The following is a 17,535-nucleotide window of genomic DNA, read 5'->3' on the forward strand; positions in this document are numbered from 1 at the left end:
CTATTGAGACAACGTCTCTTTCTGGATCTCGACGATGTCGCGGATCCCTTTATTTGCTAACGCTAGAAGCTCAAGAAGCTCCTCGTGACTAAACGGTTCGCCTTCGGCAGTGCCTTGGACTTCGATCATCTTGCCTTCTTCGGTCATAACAACGTTCATGTCGGTATCAGCCGCAGAGTCTTCAACATATTCAAGATCGCAACGCGCTTCACCTTCAACCATGCCCACAGAAACCGCCGCTACGTGCCCTTTCATTGGGTTGGCTTTTAATTTACCTGCAGTAACAAGCTTTTCAAATGCGTCAGCCATCGCCACACTCGCACCCGAAATAGATGCGGTACGTGTACCGCCGTCGGCTTGAATCACATCACAGTCAACGGTAACCATGATTTCACTCATCGCTTCCAGATCAACCACAGCACGTAGACTGCGAGCGATCAAGCGCTGGATTTCCATTGTACGTCCGCCCTGCTTACCAGACGCTGCTTCACGGCGCATGCGAGAGTGCGTTGAGCGTGGCAACATACCGTATTCAGCGGTCACCCACCCTTTGCCTTGGCCTTTGAGCCAGCGCGGTACATTTTCTTCGACAGTGGCATTACACAGTACTTTGGTGTTGCCAAACTCTACCAATACTGAGCCTTCAGCATAAGCGGTGTAGTCACGAGTCATTTTTACGCTGCGCACTTGGTCAAGCGCTCGATTATCAGGACGCATTTGGAGATCCTATCTTAGGGGTATGGGGTTGGGCGCCGATTATAACGAAACTAGTGACGTTTTGCGACCTTAGGGTTACTTGCGTTTTTATGCTACACTTCGCCGCAGTTTTAACTTATTTCGTCGCTCAATATTCGATTTTCAAAGGACATTTATGATCTACAGTATGACCGCCTACGCGCGCAAAGAAATTAAAGGCGATTGGGGCACCGCAGTGTGGGAAATTCGTTCTGTTAACCAACGTTATCTAGAAACGTTTTTCCGTTTACCTGAACAGTTTAGAGGCCTAGAGCCATCACTGCGTGAGCGTTTTCGTAAGCGCTTGGCTCGCGGTAAAGTAGAGTGTCACTTGCGCTTTGAATCAAAAACAGCGGCAGGAAGCGATTTGATCATCAACGAAACACTTGCAGGGCAAGTCGTTGATGCTGCGAAAAAAATCATGACCATTACTGGCGAAGAAAGTCGAATCAACCCATTCCAAGTCATGCAGTGGCAAGGCGTGATGGAAACCCCTGAGCAAGATATGGATGCCATCAACAAAGACCTACTTGCTGGTTTTAATGATGCTCTGACTGATTTCATCGAGGCGCGCGCCAGTGAAGGTGAAAACATGAAGGCCCTGATTGTTCAACGCCTAAACGCGATTACTGATGAAGTCGTTAAGGTTCGTGCTCGCATGCCTGAAATCCTACAATGGCAACGTGATCGCCTGCTGGGTAAATTTGAAGAAGCCAAAATTGAACTTGATGAATCACGCGTTGAACAAGAGCTGATCGTTCTGGCACAAAAATCGGATGTCGCGGAAGAACTGGATCGCTTAGATTCACACGTTAAAGAAGCGAACAGCATTTTGAAAAAAGGTGGCGCATGTGGTCGCCGTTTAGACTTTATGATGCAAGAGTTTAACCGTGAGTCGAATACTCTAGCGTCTAAGTCAATCAGTACAGACATTACCGCTTCTGGTGTAGAGCTTAAGGTATTGATTGAACAGATGCGTGAGCAGATCCAGAATATTGAATAGTAGCCACAACTGTATCTTACTGGATTCAACCAATTAAAATACAACAACTTAGGCAAAATCACTTTCCATCACCGTATTCTTTAATACGTAATTAACCACCACCAACTGGTGGTTAATATGGTGGGTATGATAGACTTACCACAAACGTAAGTGGTGGTTAACTTAATACCCACCGAAATCATGCGCGATTAGAGGTGATTATGGCTAAGTTGACGGTTAAGAAAGTAGAAGCGCTCATTAAGGCTGGTAGTGAAAAAACACAACGCCATGCTGATGGTGAGGGCTTATATCTAGTGGTGCCTGCTTCAGGTACAGCAAGTTGGATGCTACGCTTTACCTCTAATAAAAAACGCCGTGAAATGACACTGGGAAAGGTTAGAGACCTCTCTTTAGCTGACGCCCGTCTCGAAGCTGCCACTAAGATGAAGCAAGTCCGTGAAGGCTTTGATCCCCTCTTACAACGTAAACGCGCAGAACAAGAAAGCATTAAAACCGTTAACGACCTATTTGAAGATTGGTACCCAACCTTAGTTAAACGCCTTAAACACCCGAATATCCCCAAACGTGTTTACACCAAAGATATCGCCCCACACATCGGCGACATCCCACTCGAAAGAATTACCGCCCGTGATATTCGCACAGCAATCACAGCGATTAATGATTCAGGTCGCCCAACCATCGCCAATGACGCTCTAGGCCACTGTAAGCAACTTTTTAACCATGGTATTAAGCTTGACCTTCTTAGTAGTAACCCAGCCTCAGCATTTACTGTGAGGGATGCTGGCGGCATAGAGCTAAGCAAAGACCGAGCATTAGAAAAAGAAGAGTTAACTGAGTTTTTCCGTATTGCGAGAGAAAACAGCACCAGCTTTAGCCGTGATAACTATCTGGCCTGTGCATTATTGGTTTGTTTAGGTGTACGTAAATCAGAATTGTGTGAAGCGAGATGGAACGAATTTGTTCTAGAGGAAGGGTTATGGCACTTACCAGAGGATCGCAGTAAAACTAATGTTGGCTTTACTATCCCGCTAGCACCAGAAGTTTTGAAGTGGCTTGAGGAGTTGAAGATAAGGGGCTTTGGATCTGAGTATGTGTTTCCTAGCAGGCGAACCAGTAAGAGCCCACACATGGGCCCAGACACGCTTAACAGAGCGATTACTAAGCTATTTGGTCATGAAGCCGGTAAGAAGAAACAACCGCCTAACTTGATGGGCGACATGCCGCACTTTACGGTACATGACCTGCGCCGTACTTGCCGTACGCTACTGGCAAAACAAGGCACCCCCGGCCATGTGGCCGAGAGATGCTTGAATCACAAGTTAAAGGGTGTAGAGGGGATATATGATCAGTATGATTATTTGGAAGAGCGGAGAGTGGCTTTAAGTAAGCTGGCTACAGCACTACAGTCGTCAATTTAGCGTCACTCTACAAAAAATCATGCTGGGCTAACTATTTCCATCAACATGAGGCTTGTGCTAAAGACTAGCGATAACTGCGTTCATAAATAGGCACAATTTCACTGAAACTATTAGCTATTTGCATGTTATCTAATTTAGCTAGCTTCAATGACTGTCTGAATCCAGCAGTAGGATCACACTGGATCACTTGGTCCAGTGAAATAGCTGCACCAAGCTCAAATAACCAGTATTGGTTTTTACTGACTTTAGAAACATCAATACCCGCTTGCTTAGCAGATATGTCATCACGCTGTGACAGCACTACCTTTTTAATTCTATAAACCATTGTGATTTCAAGCGAACTTGCACAATTGGCCATCACGGCTAAGTATCTCAATTCTTGAACAATATGTTTTCCGAATTTCTTATCAAAGACAGAAACTGGAATATGAAACCACTCTGCTAATCCACTGTTAAAGTTATCGATATAGTCTTGCTCACGACTTTCACCAAGCTTCGATATCAACACAAGATCATGGTGAAGCACTTGCTGCATTCCTGAGTATGGAATACGTGCTGGCTCATTAACATAAAGATCATCACGTATCGATTCAGTAGTGTAAGCGCTGATACCCGTTCCTAGCTGATGCAGTAAAAAGGCTTGGAGCCAGGAGTTCTTATTGCCATTTGCGCTAGGCAGCAAAGCAAAGGCACCAATCCCGACTTCAGCTATCATCGATTGGTATGGGTTTTCATCACTGCCTTGGTCATAAAAGCCTGGGTATAAAGCAAAGGCACCAAAAACTGGACGACTTTTGCTTCTGGACTCTTTTTGTTCATCAACTCGAATTAAGGCATCTCTATACCGGTGCATCTGATTAATCGCATCGTCGGGCACGTAATCGTTACAATCAATATCATCTACGTCATATCGATTGTTTTGGGTCTTTATGCGGTATTTGGCATCAAATAACCAAATGCACGTCTTACCATCTGGGAAAGTAACTTCTAACAAGATATCGGGTTTTTGTGTCACACCAAACGACCGAATATGTTGACCAGCTCGACGAAAGACCGGTTCATGGGCTAACTTTGCCCGAAGCCCATCGGCTCGTTCGAATGCAAATGCCCCTGCGCCAGTTAAACCATCTTTAAGTTGTAATTCAAAATAGTCATTAAGCTTTAGCTTTGTTTTTTGGTGTTCTTTTTCTTGAAAGCCAAGCACTTCTAATAAAATTGTTCGTATTTCTAAAAAGCACCATACTTCATACGTTTCCGCGACAGACTTCATTGACACTGTTGAGTGCTTCGCAAAAATATCCAAGTAATATTTTAGTTCCTGCCACACCTTGTAAACTGCACTGTAGCCTGTTTTTTGCTGCAAAACTAAAGACTCACGATGTTGTCCAGAAAAATCTCCCACCTCTTTCAAAAAGCTATACTTTTCCATTTTTATCAATGGCTGTTGCCACTCCTTCAATTCATTCAAGAAGTGCTCCGATAGACGGGCGTACGTTGTCTCGCCTTTGTTGGTATGAGCCTCGAGCTTCTGGGACATACTTTCTAGCTGCTGCTTACATTGAACAACGACCATCTTGATGTATCTATTTTCTGGCGTATCTAAACTGAGGTGTTGTTTTTGTTGTTGATATCGCTTGTCATATATTTTATTGGCAATATCCTCTTTTACACGCTCCGCTAATCGATTTGATAAACGCCCTTTGAGTCGATCCGCTCTAATATTAACGTTTTTTTTCTGTAATCGGTTATGTGGCGAGTTTGCGATAACTTTCAACCCGTCCTCAAGTGACGTTCTCAACGCCTTAAACTGCGCTAACCACAATAGTGGAAAGTTACCACGATGTTGGCTCTTATCTGCGCTTTGCTCGGTCTTCTCCGCCAAGCTGAAGCGCCATAATGGAAAAGTCTCATCGAGACGGCGATACATAGCAGGTAAGTCGTTGTGCAGCTGCATCTTCGTTGGCAATACTTCTAAGGTCAGCTTAAATTGCTTTTCCTTACCTTTAATGTAATAGGTAAGAGGTAACGCAAATTGACCAATATCATTACCTGTATTAATTGTACCAATTAGGCTAGCGGCACTATGTTTACGTTTCGGTGTAAAACGAAAAGCATCAGAGACTCCCTGTAGAGCATGAGCAATAAAAGCCTGCTCAATGCCTTCTTGCAAAAATACCCACTCAAATTGATATTGAGCATTTTCAAAAAATAACGGGGCAGGAAGAGTTACCTCAGACAAAGGAGAGTCATCAATCAGCACACTCTTTTGGTCACAGATGGTTATGTTTTCTGGACTGATCGCAGGCTGAATTTGCAATTTACTAATAGGTGCCAGTACTCCTCTTTGGCTAAGCATATTGAAATAAGTACTTTGTCTTGCCTCAAGGTGCTGGCTACTTATTGTTAACTCCCACTCAGGTGTTTCTATACAAATCAAAGTTTGCATGCCTACCACCTTCTATGGCCAAAAACTTGTAAAGCCATTCTTCAATTGGTCGCTCATCCATTCAAGTTTTACCTTGCTTCGACACTCTATTGTTATTGGAGGATCATCTTCAAGCGATTTACGAAACAGATCTTGGCGAGATTGTGTAGCCCAAATGTTATTCAACTGCTCGCTAAGTAGCGCACTAAGCTGCTCTAATATTGAGTTATCGCTATCACCTTTCGTGAGCTTGTCAATGTCACCTTCTATACGAGGTAGCACTTTACACATTAAAAAATCATCCCAAACAGATTGAAGTTCGATTTCATTGTTGGGGTTTTGTGTAATTACAGCTAGAAGCAATTCATTTAAAGCACGGTAAGCAAGCTTAAATGGGGTGTTTCCCAAAATATCATTAATTTGCTTTAGGAAAGCGACAGACAAAGTGCCATCTTTATCAAAAGTACTGCTTAGTTCAATCTTGTTTCGTCCATCAGTAAGCACTGGGTAGCTAAGCGCTTTAGGTTCTGAGGTTGCATCAAAAAAAGCATCGAAATCATTAGGAAAGAACTCACCAAAATCAAAAGTTAATGCTCGGTCGATAACTTTTCGAGAGAAACCATGTGTGGTTTCATCCATATTGACCGTACCCGCTACAATTAAATTAAACGGGATGCTAATGCCATTAGCAACAAAGTGGTCCCACAACTCATCGTGATCAATTAATCCTAACTCACCCTTAAGTTTATCTTTATCAACCGCCTCAAACACTGTCGCTTTTAATAGCGGATCGCATTGGTAAGTAAAATCATTACCTTGCCAAGCCCATTCTCTGGTTTCTAGCACGGAGAGATAATCTGCGAAATACTGCTCTACCGGTGCCAGATTCATTTCATCCAAGCAAAGCCAATAAGGTTTTACTTGCTGCTGTTGATCTTTCTCACCGAATGCTTTTTTGCTTTCAAGGGTAATTCCAGCATCTTTTATCGCAATCCATGCCTTTACGATAAACTTCAGTACATCGGTAACTATGTACTCGGCATTACCGCTAAGTCTTGATGTATAGCCTAGTAAATCTGATGGTTCATGCCAATCAGGGCGGACAGAAGTAAGGCAATAAGTATCGTCTATCGAGCCTGTTAATTTAGCTTGCTCACGGACAAAACGAGTTTTACCTGTGCCTGAGATACCTGCGAATAAAAGAAATGGTTTTGATAGCAATGTAACTTCAGAATCTCCCCCCGTGCCGAAAACCTCATCGTTATTATTAGAGGTTTCAAACAGACTTAGCAAGTCAGGTTTCCTGTCAGATAACAGCTCAGATAATTGTTTAACATGACGTTCAAAGCGTTCTTGTGTAGAGTAAATGATTAAATCAGCAAGGTTATCAGAATATTTATCTTTCACCGTTTTTTTTAGTTTTTCAAAAAGGTTTAACGGATTTTTATCTGACTCTTCAAAATCTTCGAATCTATTAAGCCAAATCAAAAAAGAAAAGCCTAATTTCTCAAAACTATATTTATCCTTCAATCTATCGACATAACCATCCAATAATGAGAAATCATACTTATCTATTGAAATCAAACCCTTACCAGCTTTCTTTGGATAGTTCTGTGGTGACTGAATTGAGTGTGTCGCCACACCTGCACTGATTAAGTTACTTCCAACACCAAAATCAGACTTGGACTTTATATCGTTAATTAAGTTGGGGGTATAATTCCCTTTTTCCCCAACGGATACTACTTCACCAACATTCAGAATAAATTCTTGAAGATATGGATCTGACTTGTGTTGTAACTTAGCACTACGTAACGAGTGTTTTTTCAATAGCTTATCTAAGGCTAAGCAATGCCTTATGGCACTAACGTCCTGAGTAGCCCCTTGCCTAACCTCAGTACCGGGACTTAATTCCCTTAATCCCTTGAGTGCCAACCTTAGTAAGTCTTCAGACAAATATAAACTCATTGCATATCCTTATGAAACACTTGATCCAATAAGCTACTTGCTATGTGATAAGCAAGCCTTGGAGGTACTGCATTACCAATCATTTTATATTTGCTCGGGATGCTATCTCCTATAAATTTAAATTCATCTGGAAATGACTGAAACCTTGCAATTTCACGTACTGAATAGCGTCTATTTTCTAGAGGGTGTAAAATTCCAGAGTTCTCTGGTGTCGCGGCTGCTGTAATGGTTCCCATAACTTCATCAAGGTTAAATTTTCGATAAAAGTTAGGGGATCTGTATTTTTTCATATCACTACGAATCTTTACTAACCGCTCAGGTAAAACTTCATCCGGTATATTTTTCCAAGAACCACCGGGAGGGATGTAAGAGGACAATAATTGGGATTGTGGAGATAAAGCCCATACCTCATGCTGTTCATCACCTAAAATACTACCATCAATTACAGTTTTGACACTTAAGTCCTGCCCGGCTATCACTTCCGGAAATTTGTAATCAATATCAATATCATTTCTTAGTCCAATGATTACAACCCTATACCTGTTCTGGGGAACCTCATAGTCAGATGCCTTCAGCAATTTCCAAAAGGTTTTATAACCATGCTCCATCAATTCATTTTCAATACGCTTTGGCATTGGAATTCCTTGATCATCTTTTGATGAAATAAACCCTCGTACATTCTCAAAAAGAACAACTTTTGGTTTTTTCTTATCCACAATAGACATAACACTTTCAAACAAACCTCCTCGGTGATCATCCATGCTTTTTCTGTTGCCAGCATTTGAGAAAGGTTGACATGGTATACCAGCTAAAACTACGTCAATATTTTCAGGTATTTCCTCGTCAATATCCACTTGAGTAATATCTCTAATTAATATATCACCAAGATTAAACTTATAAGTATCTGCCACTCTCTTCTCGATATCGTTAGCAAAAACAATATCATAACCAGCTTGATGAAAGCCCAAATCTAAGCCTCCACAGCCAGAGAAAAGTGAAATTGTACGTGGTTTATATTCTTTATGGTTATTCTTCATTATTCACTACTACTAAAAATTCTTGATAGACGGTTTTGGGACAAAGCATTTTATTCATACTCTGCATTTCAACTAGGTTGTATTTTCCTAAAGTTTTCAGTGTTCTCGATACATTACTTACAGCGCGTCCAGTTAAGATGGCTAGTTCTGTCACTGACTGAGGTTGTTGTTCCGCGATTACTTTTAATAAGTGTTGGTTTTCTTTCGATAGCACATTAGCAACTGATTTAAGTGAGTCAAACCAGATGTCTACCGAATAATCTGGATCTGGTAGTTGACCACGAATTCCTATCACGCAACGTTTTTGTCTTATCTCTTCTGCCACAATTATTCAAACCTACACTGTATGAATACACATATTGAATAGCATCTTATCATCAGGTGATAATTGGACAAGTGATTTTTCCATTTTTAGCGACTCCACACCTGTAATGTCCCACACTATCGCTCTAATTTACGTTCTTTATGAAAGCTAGAGACAGACATGCCTAGTAACTCAGCGGCTTTTGATTCCCCTATGTACTCCTCACCTAAAGCACGATAAACCAATTGCTTATGCAAGTAAGTGGTTTCTTGCGGGTAGGCTTTACCTGGCTCTTGAGTTCGCCAGCCATTTTTGCTGAACAGCATAAACAGATTCTTCTGACTCGCAGGTGTAATGATGCCGCATTGCCCTGCTCGAAACAGTGCTGCCAACATGCTAATGCCGTATTCGTGCTTAAGCATAAATAATTCCCGCGGTTCAATATGGCGACGTTTTTCACCCAGGTGTTCAACAAGCGTTTGGGCTGGCAAAAGAAATGCGCCAGCAAAGGCGTTACAAACCTTCTCTTCATCAGTGCCTTCAACCAAGCGACCATGCACGACTAAGTGACCTAGCTCGTGAGCTAAGGTAAAGCGCTGGCGATCTCCACTTTGAGCGGTAGAGATCACGACGACTGGCGTACTGCCAACTTTCCCCGCTAAACCATCAAACTTCTTATTTGTTTCCACATCAGTGGTAATGATCATCACCCCTTTAGCTTCTAGGGTATCGATCATATCGTGAATCGGGTTTAAGCCTAGATCCCAAGCATGACGCATTTGAATAGCTAAGTCTTCGGCTTGTTCCAGGCTAGTGATTTGCTGCGGCAGTTCATCAGGTAGAGCAAACTCAGGGATCGGTTTTACCGAGTCTGGATACAGCTCTAGAAGCTCTTGCCAGCGTTCTGCCTGATCTAGAACGTCACCATTGATTCGGTCCAGCATTTTCTTTGGTGTGCTAGCACGTTTGCGGTACTCGACACCTTCGAGCTTCACCTTCGTTGGACGAAAGAAATACTCAGTGCGCACATCTAGTGCTTTTGCCAGCTTCAGCAAGTTTGAAGAGGAGGGCATTGTCGTGCCATGTTCGTACTTTTTAATGGCGTTAGCGGATAGGCCAACTTCGCTGGCTAATGCACTCATTGATAGCCCGGCAGCCTTGCGGGCTCGTTCTAGGCGTTCTGCAAACATGGTATCCTCTCAAGCAACGGCTTGGTTTATAAAAACAATAAATCTGTGAATAATATAAACCCAATTGCCGTGACTTGCTATTTAATTTACAGTTCCGCACTCTCAATTTTGCTCATCATCCAGTCGTCAATCTCACTTTCAAGCCAGGCTTTGCGCTTGCCCATGACAGTAACATTTTTGGGGAAATCACCTGCTTTAATAAGAATATAGATACTACTGCGGCACAGTGTTGTTTTGTCCATGACTTGTTGTAGTTTTAAAAATCTCATGATGAATTCCGGTTAGTTCAACTCATGAGATAACGAGAATGTGCATTTAATTACTCCACTACGTAAATCACCACACTCCAACTTTTTTTAACCACACATTACCTTTCTGAAGCCAGTTAATCGCAGGCTTCCATTTATGCACTTTTCTTAAATCAAACAGAGCAGGAGGCACTTATGCCGTTTGTTTTCATTGCTGGCTTTATCGTTGGCGCAGGCTTGTACCACATCAACAAGGAGGCGAATGGTGAATCCCCACCAACCTACTAAGACGCTAATCGAATTGTTCATCTATGGCGTTGTGAGCGGTTACAACTGGGCTAAACAACAAGATAAACAGCGCCCATAACCTAAAGCGGCTCAACGTAGTTGGGTTGCTTCTATAGGGAAGGATTCCATTATTTTTAGCCACATATTACTTGGGTGCACATACCTTTAACGCACAGAAGGAAAGTACATGCATTCAAATCATTACACGTCAAACGAGCCTACAGAGCTTCGTCAAATCTTAGAGACCGCAGCGACTCTGCTAGCGGCCAAGTATTCTCGGGCAGGCTCATTCACCAGCCCAAAAAACACTAAGCAATACCTACAGATGAAACTGGCGCATTACGACAGAGAAGTGTTTGCCGTGATGTTTCTTGATAATCAAAACCAACTGATTGAATACAAGGAGATGTTCTTTGGCACCATTGATGCCGCTAGCGTTTATCCAAGAGAAGTCGTTAAAGAAGGATTAATGTTGAATGCGGCGGCGGTTATCTTTGGTCATAATCATCCATCTGGCTTGCCTGAGCCATCACAAGCTGACCGTAGAATTACTCAACGTCTTTCTGATGCATTGGCACTAATTGATATTCGAGTATTAGATCACATTGTGGTCGGTAAGCAATGCGTGTCCTTTGCTGAGCGAGGTTTGTTATGAGCCAAACCACACCACATCGACTGCTGGTGGAATACCTCAATGCTCTTACTGAGCAATTAGATGTCCCTACCTTTGCATCACGGATCGCCCTTAACTTTCGAGTGTCGAGCTACTACCAAGATCGTAGTGGTTTTCATCCTGTCGAGATCCAACTCAACAGATCGATAAATCAATCAGACAGCACTCATTGGAACATCGTCTTTGTTGCTAGCTTTGCTTATCCAGACGAACAAACCGAAAAGATGGAGGTCGAGCTTTACTTCAATTTTCTGCGTGGATGGTTCTATCAACCAGACATTGAACGTTGCGAGCTCCACCAGCCACAAGTAACCAGTCTATATCAAAGTTATGAACGGTCTTTCCTCAAGCATATTCAACAAGGCTCCTTTGACGGTATTCAAGCAACGCTCGTCAATATCGATACGCCCACTGAATCATCTATCGCATCACCACTAACCTAGGAGGCATACCATGCCAGCCGCAACCAAAATTCAAACGATGCAGTTTCACCCTTGTGTGCTGCCTATCTCAACTCGCTTTCATAACGCTATTACTAAGCAGGTTCAGGAAGCGAGTCTTGATTACTATTCAGATACCTTAACCATTAACTTTCGTGACACGAGCTATAAAGCTGAAGCTGGTGGGTATCATCCAGTAGAAATCATGATCCGTAATGAAGGTGATAAGTGGCGACTCTGTTACATCACCGACTTTGCCTATTCTGGAGTTGTCTATCCAGAATTAACCATCGAGCTTGATTTCAATATTGAGAGCAACATATTCAGGCAGATGTTTTTAGCACCTTGCGCTTTAGCACATCGAGAAGTGAAATCTTTCTATCGAATTTGGGAAGGTAACTTTTTGGAGTATTTATCTGATGGTGTGTTTGACCAAATTAAAGTCACCAAGAGCTGAAAAGCATCCAAGTTCCCATTTTAGCAATTTGGGAACTTACCAACCCTTATGAAACAAGGCTTTTCGTTTCTGATCTGCTTTGAAGTTCCTCTAATCATCATTTTCATCGAAAAAAGGAAGCTGCGTTATGGCAGAAGTTCAAGCGGTGAAAAACCGTGACACTATCCAGCTCATCGGCCACTTATTAGAAATACGGCATAGTAAGCAAATGTCAGACATCTGGAATGTCGGTATCAATCTCGCTTTACGGATTTCTGATTTACTGGCGATTAAGTTCAGGGACATCGAAGAGGACCGTTTAACCATTCGAGAGTCTAAAACGGGCAAAGTCGCCCAGATAGCATTAAACCCAAGAAGCTTAGAAATCATCATGCGGATTAAAAAGGAGAATCCACACCACATTTATCTATTTCAATCTTACCGAAATCAGCAAGCGATAAACAAAGCTGCCAACCCATTGAGTCGTCGGGCTGTTAGCCAAGCGTTTTCATCGATTGGTGAAGAGATTAGTTTTCCGTTAGGGACTCACTCGATGCGAAAGACCAGAGGTTATCACTTGTACAAAAGCACCAAAGATATTGCACGAGTAATGCGAATGCTTCGCCATAGTTCAGAAGGCGTGACGTTACGCTACATTGGTGTGACTCAAGATGATATTGATAATGACTTTAGGGAGTTAGTGCTATGAACGACCAAACAAGAACCACTTAGCAGTTACCGACAACGTGTCGCCTCATGCGCATGAAAGAGGTTATTCGAGTTACAGGGATGTCCCGCTCTTTTATCTACAAGCGTATCAACGAAGGTGAATTTCCAACTGCGATATCTCTTAGTGCGAAATCCGTTGCTTGGGTTGAAGAGGAAGTTCAGCAATGGATCGCATCAAAGATTCAGCAACGTGATAACTTGAGTGTGTAGGCCTTGGGCCTACACACTTTACGCAAAACAGTTAAACAGCCTCTTTTTTTGATTCAGATTGTGACCAATTGAACTTATAGTTTAGTGGGGGGAGTTCATAATGCTGCTCAACATATGCTCGAAGTAATCGCCCTTCCTCACGATATGCAGCGTCTTTGTCATCACAAATCCGATAACAAACCCACAGGGACTCAAAGGGGTGGATCTCATGATATCCAAGTGAGAAATAGCGCCAACCAGCCATATGTCCCTTTTTGCTTTCGCCAGTAGCACAGCGCTTAAATGCTCTAATTCTACCTCTAAGATTTCCGCTCTCACCAATATCTAGCACACCTTGATCGTCAGCACCGTGAGCTCGGCTTAGGCTTTCATTACAAGCAATGATGTACGTTCCAGCGACGTCAGTTGGAATGGCCCTCAAATCGACTTCTGTAAGACGATACCATTCACTCCACCCTTTCCATTCTTCATCCAATAATTGCATGTCCATTCCTTTACAAAACTAAACAGGGTAGAAATATACCCTACCCAATAAAGATAATTAAATCAGTAACCGACGCTTTACTTAAGGTTGCCACCAAAAGAACGCTGGTGGTGCTGATAGGTTTTGGTGTCGGCTTTTGCCAAATAGCTCAGCCGATAGCCGATAGCCGATAGAAACAATCAACATACGCTAGGTGAAGATTCGGATCATTAGCACTTAGTTCATACAAGGGGTTGTCAGGGAAGTGAACGAACCAACTATGACCAAAGTAATCTAAGTTCAATGTACGAAGCCATGCTTCTGTAATGATCAAAGCTAAACCACTCCTAGTCTCAGCAAATGCTTTAGCCGTACGATAAATGTTATCATTATTGAAGCTAAATCAATCCCTTCCTCGGGTTACTGCATCCAAAGTTACGGTGACCATCACCAAGTACCTTAGTTTCATTCTTTGCCAAGTAAGCCAACCGAAGTGCTACTTCACCTAAATCTTTCTGTAATTGTGCTGGTGGGTGATTACGGTTCAACGTATACATAGGGCGCTCAGGGATATGAACTAATCCCTCAACCTCATCTGTCGTAAGCCCTAATGCACTAGCCCATGCTTTTTGCACCATACAAGCAAGCGTACCTTCATGATGCAATCGACCAAATGGGTAGTAAGAGTTCTGATTAACCATAATTACTAGATGGTAATGCTCGTTGTAGCTCGTATTGCGCTCTCTTACCCATATGTAGTTCAGCGGACAATCATAGACTCGCTTTCCTTCCTTCGCTTTATTCATCTGATCTGTAGCGATCTGAGCATTTAGTGAAGCAATAAACCGCTTAATCAAACCAACACCTATATTCACAAAACAAATTGGTACATCACGTTCTAGTGGGTTATCAGAGTTCATTCCATTGATTGGGATACGTAGATCTATTCGAACTAAGAGCATACGACAATAGAGCTCCAAGGCTCCCATAACTGTGTCATTGATACGGCTAAGGTGGTATTGGTTTAAAGAACCATACTTAGCCGGGATTTGAGCAAATTGAAACATGTCCATGAAAATCTCTCCTATGTGTTATTTGATTTCACATAGAAAGAGAATGATGCGTAATAACTTACATAAAACTGTTCTGCCTTAGCAGTGAGTGAATCTCTATTGCCTATGGCTAGAGATCTTAACTGACTAATCAACATGTACTGCATTCATCAGTAGTGTGGCTACTGAGTGTTGTACTGCTAGTAATGCTCTTATAAAGAATGTTTGTTGTAGTAGCTATATTACTAATCCACAGAGAGCATTGTTTCTTTCAAGGCTGTAGTACTGGAGTCATGTCGATGGTGAGCCAAAGATTGGACCTAGCTAGGGTGATTAGAACGGAAGTCGCTCTGAAGTTATGTCATTCCATGACTGCAACCTTTATTACATGCAGTAACTCTTCCAATTTGTCACATTAAAAGTTCACCAGCCTATGCCGTCTAGTGCAACAGCCACCCCGAAACCTTCTTACCAAGGCTTCAACACAAAAGCTCTAATTCCATAAAAACATGTTCAAACCAACAAAAAATCAACCTAACCATATGATAATAAATCAAAATAGTGATATGTAAAACACATAAAACACTACTTAACATTGACGATATTACCACTTTAAATTTATATTAATCACAACCAAAAATACTACTTAGTAAGTGTTGTTATGACTGCAATAACTAGTGTTCCATCATGGGTATCAAGTACAGGTATAAACCTTCGTCAAGCTGAATACTTCATCTATGAACTATTTAAAAACAACCATCTTCAAAGGCCCAAGCCTGCAACGGTATCAGAAGCAATTCTTATCGTTAATCAAGCCATCGATGATATGTATGAGTTCGATGATCAGAAGAGAGTAAAAGCAAAAGAGCTCGTAGATAATGCCTCCACATACCTACTCCCATTGGATGAATTTGACTGGTTGAAAGTTGATGAACGCTGTAACTATTGGGCGTGGATATATATAGCAATTGATCAATCGTTCAGCATACAAGTCCCAGGTTTATACCCAGCTCCGCAGTTTGCAAAGTTTTATAACGCATACGGATTAAACCCTATGCCAACTAATTCAAAAGAACGTTACACAGAAATTGTTCGATTTTTTGATATGGGAAACTGGGCGAATGAAATACAGCGCCAACAACTAGCGACAATGAAACAGGTATGGCAATCCATCTTTATAGCCCCCAAACCTTTACGCTGGTTAAGTCCAAAGGATGAAGAACAATGCATTTGGGCATGGGGCTACTTTACGTCGTACTTTCAGAACAGCAATACAACATCTAGCCCTCCGATACTTGGGGTTTTTCCACAGAACGCAAAAGAACGATACTTAGCTTTATGTGCTTCATTTGATGCTTGGTACGCCAGTGCTGAAAGTAAAAAACTATTCCTGATTAACATCAACAAAGCTTGGCACCAAAAGAAACATAGAGACAATATGAAAGGCAAGAAAGCGTGTAGCTTTGTTCTTCACAATGATGTCAAAAGCCAGCTTGATGAACTTGCGGCAAAGCACACCATGAACAAAAATGAGTATGTAGAAAGTTTAATTCGACAAGAGTACTTGAAGTCTAATGTATAGCAGGTTCAGGCGGCTAAAGTGGTGGTTAGTTCAATAAAATCACAAACAACAAACCACCAAGCAATTGAATAATATAAATTTACCATCTTTAGTCGATATTCAGATCCAGAATATCGAATAATAGTCACGATTGTATTTTATTGCACTAAAACAGTTAAAATACAACAACTTACCCAAAGACACTTACCATCACCGTATTCTTTAACACGTTATAAAAAAGTACGGTGATGGATTAGCTGAATGCTAGAAAAGTAGAAGCCCAACCCTGCTCTTTTATCTTACGCTAAACATCAAATTGAAAAACTTTCTTCATCAATGGTTGCACTTCTACTTTATCCGGCGTCCTAAGCTCATTAACATGCCTCATTGGCGCAACCGTCACAAAGCCCCAAAACTCCAGGAAGCGTTTAATAAAGCGCGATTCAATCATTGTGCCTAGTAGCTGATTTGGGGACGAGTACTCATCTTCAGGGCATCTCAGCAGTAAGTCTGGGAATGCGGTAATAACCTCTTCAATCAACTGCTCCGTATTGCCATGACTTTGCAAGCGCCAAAGCATAAATAGCCAGAAGGTTCTTAGATCAATATCGTGCTCCCATCCATCTAGGTAGCCCCAATTGTACTGAGAGGTTGCTGCTTCGAGCATAGGGATAAAGAATGCTTGAATGCCGTGTGCTAGGTACTGCTTTTGAGCTGCTTTTTTAACATGATAACGCCCGCTTCGACGATAGATGATACCCGCTATCTCTGCCAGCACTCGGCTGTAATGCAATGCATTGAACTTATCTTCGTTACTGCCTGCATATTCACTGATGCTAATGTGTCGTTCAAATTCAGAAACGGCAAACTCTGGCAATAATTCACTAGCCTGCTTAACAATTTTTGTCGGCAAGTTACCTTTGCTGGTAGCTTTAAATGAGCCATCGTTTTGCATCGCTTCATCTAATACTAATTCTAAATAACGCATCACTGGGCTGGTTTTTAGATTATATGGCGTGTGTATTGTTACCCCTTCCAATTCCTTGAAAGGCGCACATGACCAATTACTCATTTGTGTTGGCGAAAGGCCGCAAAAGTCAGGATGAGGCCGCTCATTAGCCGCCTTCATTTTTTGCTCTGCAACGATATTAAGCTCTTCTAAAGACAAGTTAGGGTTCATTACAGCAACTTGCTCAATATCATCCAACATAGACGCATGTTGTTGAGAGATACTGTTCATACAGCAACGTTTATACTTTTTACCGCTGCCACAAGGGCAAAGTTCATTTCGACCTAGTTTCATGCTTTTCCTACTCGCCTTATTTATCTTAATGCTACGTCATCATAAAAATCATCAT

The 17,535-nt window shown here is 42.0% G+C and carries 18 protein-coding genes; 8 read left to right on the forward strand and 10 right to left on the reverse strand.

Features of this window, described 5'->3' with window-relative positions; all coding sequences use genetic code 11:
- Window positions 1-717, reverse strand: a complete 717-nt coding sequence (gene rph / locus ST37_RS08140) for a ribonuclease PH (RefSeq protein WP_084885347.1) — start codon at window positions 715-717, stop codon at window positions 1-3.
- 154 nt (window positions 718-871) lie between these two features.
- Here rph and ST37_RS08145 point away from each other — a divergent pair, with 154 nt between their 5' ends.
- Both ST37_RS08145 and ST37_RS08150 read left to right on the forward strand, forming a co-directional pair.
- The gene (locus ST37_RS08145; RefSeq protein ID WP_084885349.1) at window positions 872-1,738 is read left to right on the forward strand and encodes a YicC/YloC family endoribonuclease; all 867 of its coding nucleotides are present in this window, start codon (window positions 872-874) and stop codon (window positions 1,736-1,738) included.
- 200 nt (window positions 1,739-1,938) lie between these two features.
- Window positions 1,939-3,156: a site-specific integrase gene (locus ST37_RS08150; RefSeq protein ID WP_084885350.1), complete on the forward strand. Its 1,218-nt coding sequence runs from the start codon at window positions 1,939-1,941 to the stop codon at window positions 3,154-3,156.
- Between the two features lie 64 nt (window positions 3,157-3,220).
- On the opposite strand, the gene ST37_RS08155 is transcribed toward ST37_RS08150, so the two are convergent.
- The 6 genes from ST37_RS08155 to ST37_RS08175 all read right to left on the reverse strand — a co-directional run bounded on the left by ST37_RS08155 (window position 3,221) and on the right by ST37_RS08175 (window position 10,346).
- Window positions 3,221-5,602: a restriction endonuclease-like protein gene (locus ST37_RS08155; protein ID WP_084885352.1), complete on the reverse strand. Its 2,382-nt coding sequence runs from the start codon at window positions 5,600-5,602 to the stop codon at window positions 3,221-3,223.
- Window positions 5,603-5,614: 12 nt separating this feature from the next.
- Entirely contained in the window at window positions 5,615-7,546 is a 1,932-nt protein-coding gene (locus ST37_RS20245; RefSeq protein ID WP_242426256.1) for a hypothetical protein, read from the reverse strand.
- Window positions 7,543-8,583 (reverse strand): DNA cytosine methyltransferase, encoded by a 1,041-nt coding sequence (locus ST37_RS08165; RefSeq protein WP_143698164.1) that lies wholly within the window; start codon window positions 8,581-8,583, stop codon window positions 7,543-7,545. Before ST37_RS08165 ends, ST37_RS20245 begins: the two co-directional genes overlap by 4 nt.
- Window positions 8,573-8,908: a MarR family transcriptional regulator gene (locus ST37_RS19795; protein WP_242426257.1), complete on the reverse strand. Its 336-nt coding sequence runs from the start codon at window positions 8,906-8,908 to the stop codon at window positions 8,573-8,575. Before ST37_RS19795 ends, ST37_RS08165 begins: the two co-directional genes overlap by 11 nt.
- Window positions 8,909-9,024: 116 nt before the next feature.
- Window positions 9,025-10,077 (reverse strand): XRE family transcriptional regulator, encoded by a 1,053-nt coding sequence (locus ST37_RS08170; RefSeq protein WP_084885353.1) that lies wholly within the window; start codon window positions 10,075-10,077, stop codon window positions 9,025-9,027.
- Window positions 10,078-10,163: 86 nt separating this feature from the next.
- Window positions 10,164-10,346 carry an AlpA family phage regulatory protein gene (locus tag ST37_RS08175; RefSeq protein ID WP_084885355.1) on the reverse strand — a complete coding sequence of 61 codons (183 nt, stop codon included), beginning with the start codon at window positions 10,344-10,346 and terminating at the stop codon, window positions 10,164-10,166.
- 454 nt (window positions 10,347-10,800) lie between these two features.
- Between ST37_RS08175 and radC the strand changes: the two genes are divergently transcribed.
- From radC to ST37_RS08200, 5 genes are all read left to right on the forward strand, one after another.
- Window positions 10,801-11,268, forward strand: a complete 468-nt coding sequence (gene radC, locus ST37_RS08180; RefSeq protein ID WP_084885357.1) for a DNA repair protein RadC — start codon at window positions 10,801-10,803, stop codon at window positions 11,266-11,268.
- Window positions 11,265-11,729, forward strand: a complete 465-nt coding sequence (locus ST37_RS08185; RefSeq protein WP_084885359.1) for a DUF2787 domain-containing protein — start codon at window positions 11,265-11,267, stop codon at window positions 11,727-11,729. The genes radC and ST37_RS08185 overlap by 4 nt, the downstream gene beginning before the upstream one ends.
- A 10-nt stretch (window positions 11,730-11,739) precedes the next feature.
- Entirely contained in the window at window positions 11,740-12,183 is a 444-nt protein-coding gene (locus tag ST37_RS08190) for a DUF2787 family protein (protein WP_084885361.1), read from the forward strand.
- Between the two features lie 127 nt (window positions 12,184-12,310).
- The gene (locus ST37_RS08195; protein WP_084885363.1) at window positions 12,311-12,871 is read left to right on the forward strand and encodes a tyrosine-type recombinase/integrase; all 561 of its coding nucleotides are present in this window, start codon (window positions 12,311-12,313) and stop codon (window positions 12,869-12,871) included.
- 47 nt (window positions 12,872-12,918) lie between these two features.
- On the forward strand, window positions 12,919-13,101 hold the full coding sequence (locus tag ST37_RS08200; protein WP_084885365.1) for an AlpA family transcriptional regulator: 183 nt from the start codon (window positions 12,919-12,921) through the stop codon (window positions 13,099-13,101).
- Between the two features lie 31 nt (window positions 13,102-13,132).
- Here the strand turns inward: ST37_RS08200 and ST37_RS08205 are convergent, their stop codons facing one another.
- Together ST37_RS08205 and ST37_RS08215 are read right to left on the reverse strand one after the other, a co-directional pair.
- Window positions 13,133-13,585, reverse strand: coding sequence for a hypothetical protein (locus ST37_RS08205; protein WP_084885367.1), 453 nt, complete (start codon window positions 13,583-13,585; stop codon window positions 13,133-13,135).
- A gap of 377 nt (window positions 13,586-13,962) precedes the next feature.
- Window positions 13,963-14,637 (reverse strand): inovirus Gp2 family protein, encoded by a 675-nt coding sequence (locus ST37_RS08215; RefSeq protein ID WP_084885370.1) that lies wholly within the window; start codon window positions 14,635-14,637, stop codon window positions 13,963-13,965.
- A gap of 640 nt (window positions 14,638-15,277) precedes the next feature.
- On the opposite strand from ST37_RS08215, the gene ST37_RS08220 reads away from it, so the two are divergent.
- Window positions 15,278-16,198, forward strand: a complete 921-nt coding sequence (locus ST37_RS08220) for a hypothetical protein (RefSeq protein WP_084885372.1) — start codon at window positions 15,278-15,280, stop codon at window positions 16,196-16,198.
- Window positions 16,199-16,481: 283 nt separating this feature from the next.
- On the opposite strand, the gene ST37_RS08225 is transcribed toward ST37_RS08220, so the two are convergent.
- A complete protein-coding gene (locus ST37_RS08225) occupies window positions 16,482-17,480 on the reverse strand; it encodes an SEC-C metal-binding domain-containing protein (protein WP_084885374.1) in 999 nt (332 codons plus the stop codon).
- Window positions 17,481-17,535 lie beyond the last annotated feature (55 nt).

Origin of the sequence: Vibrio sp. qd031, from assembly GCF_002100145.1 — a bacterium.
In the GTDB taxonomy this organism is placed as follows: domain Bacteria; phylum Pseudomonadota; class Gammaproteobacteria; order Enterobacterales; family Vibrionaceae; genus Vibrio.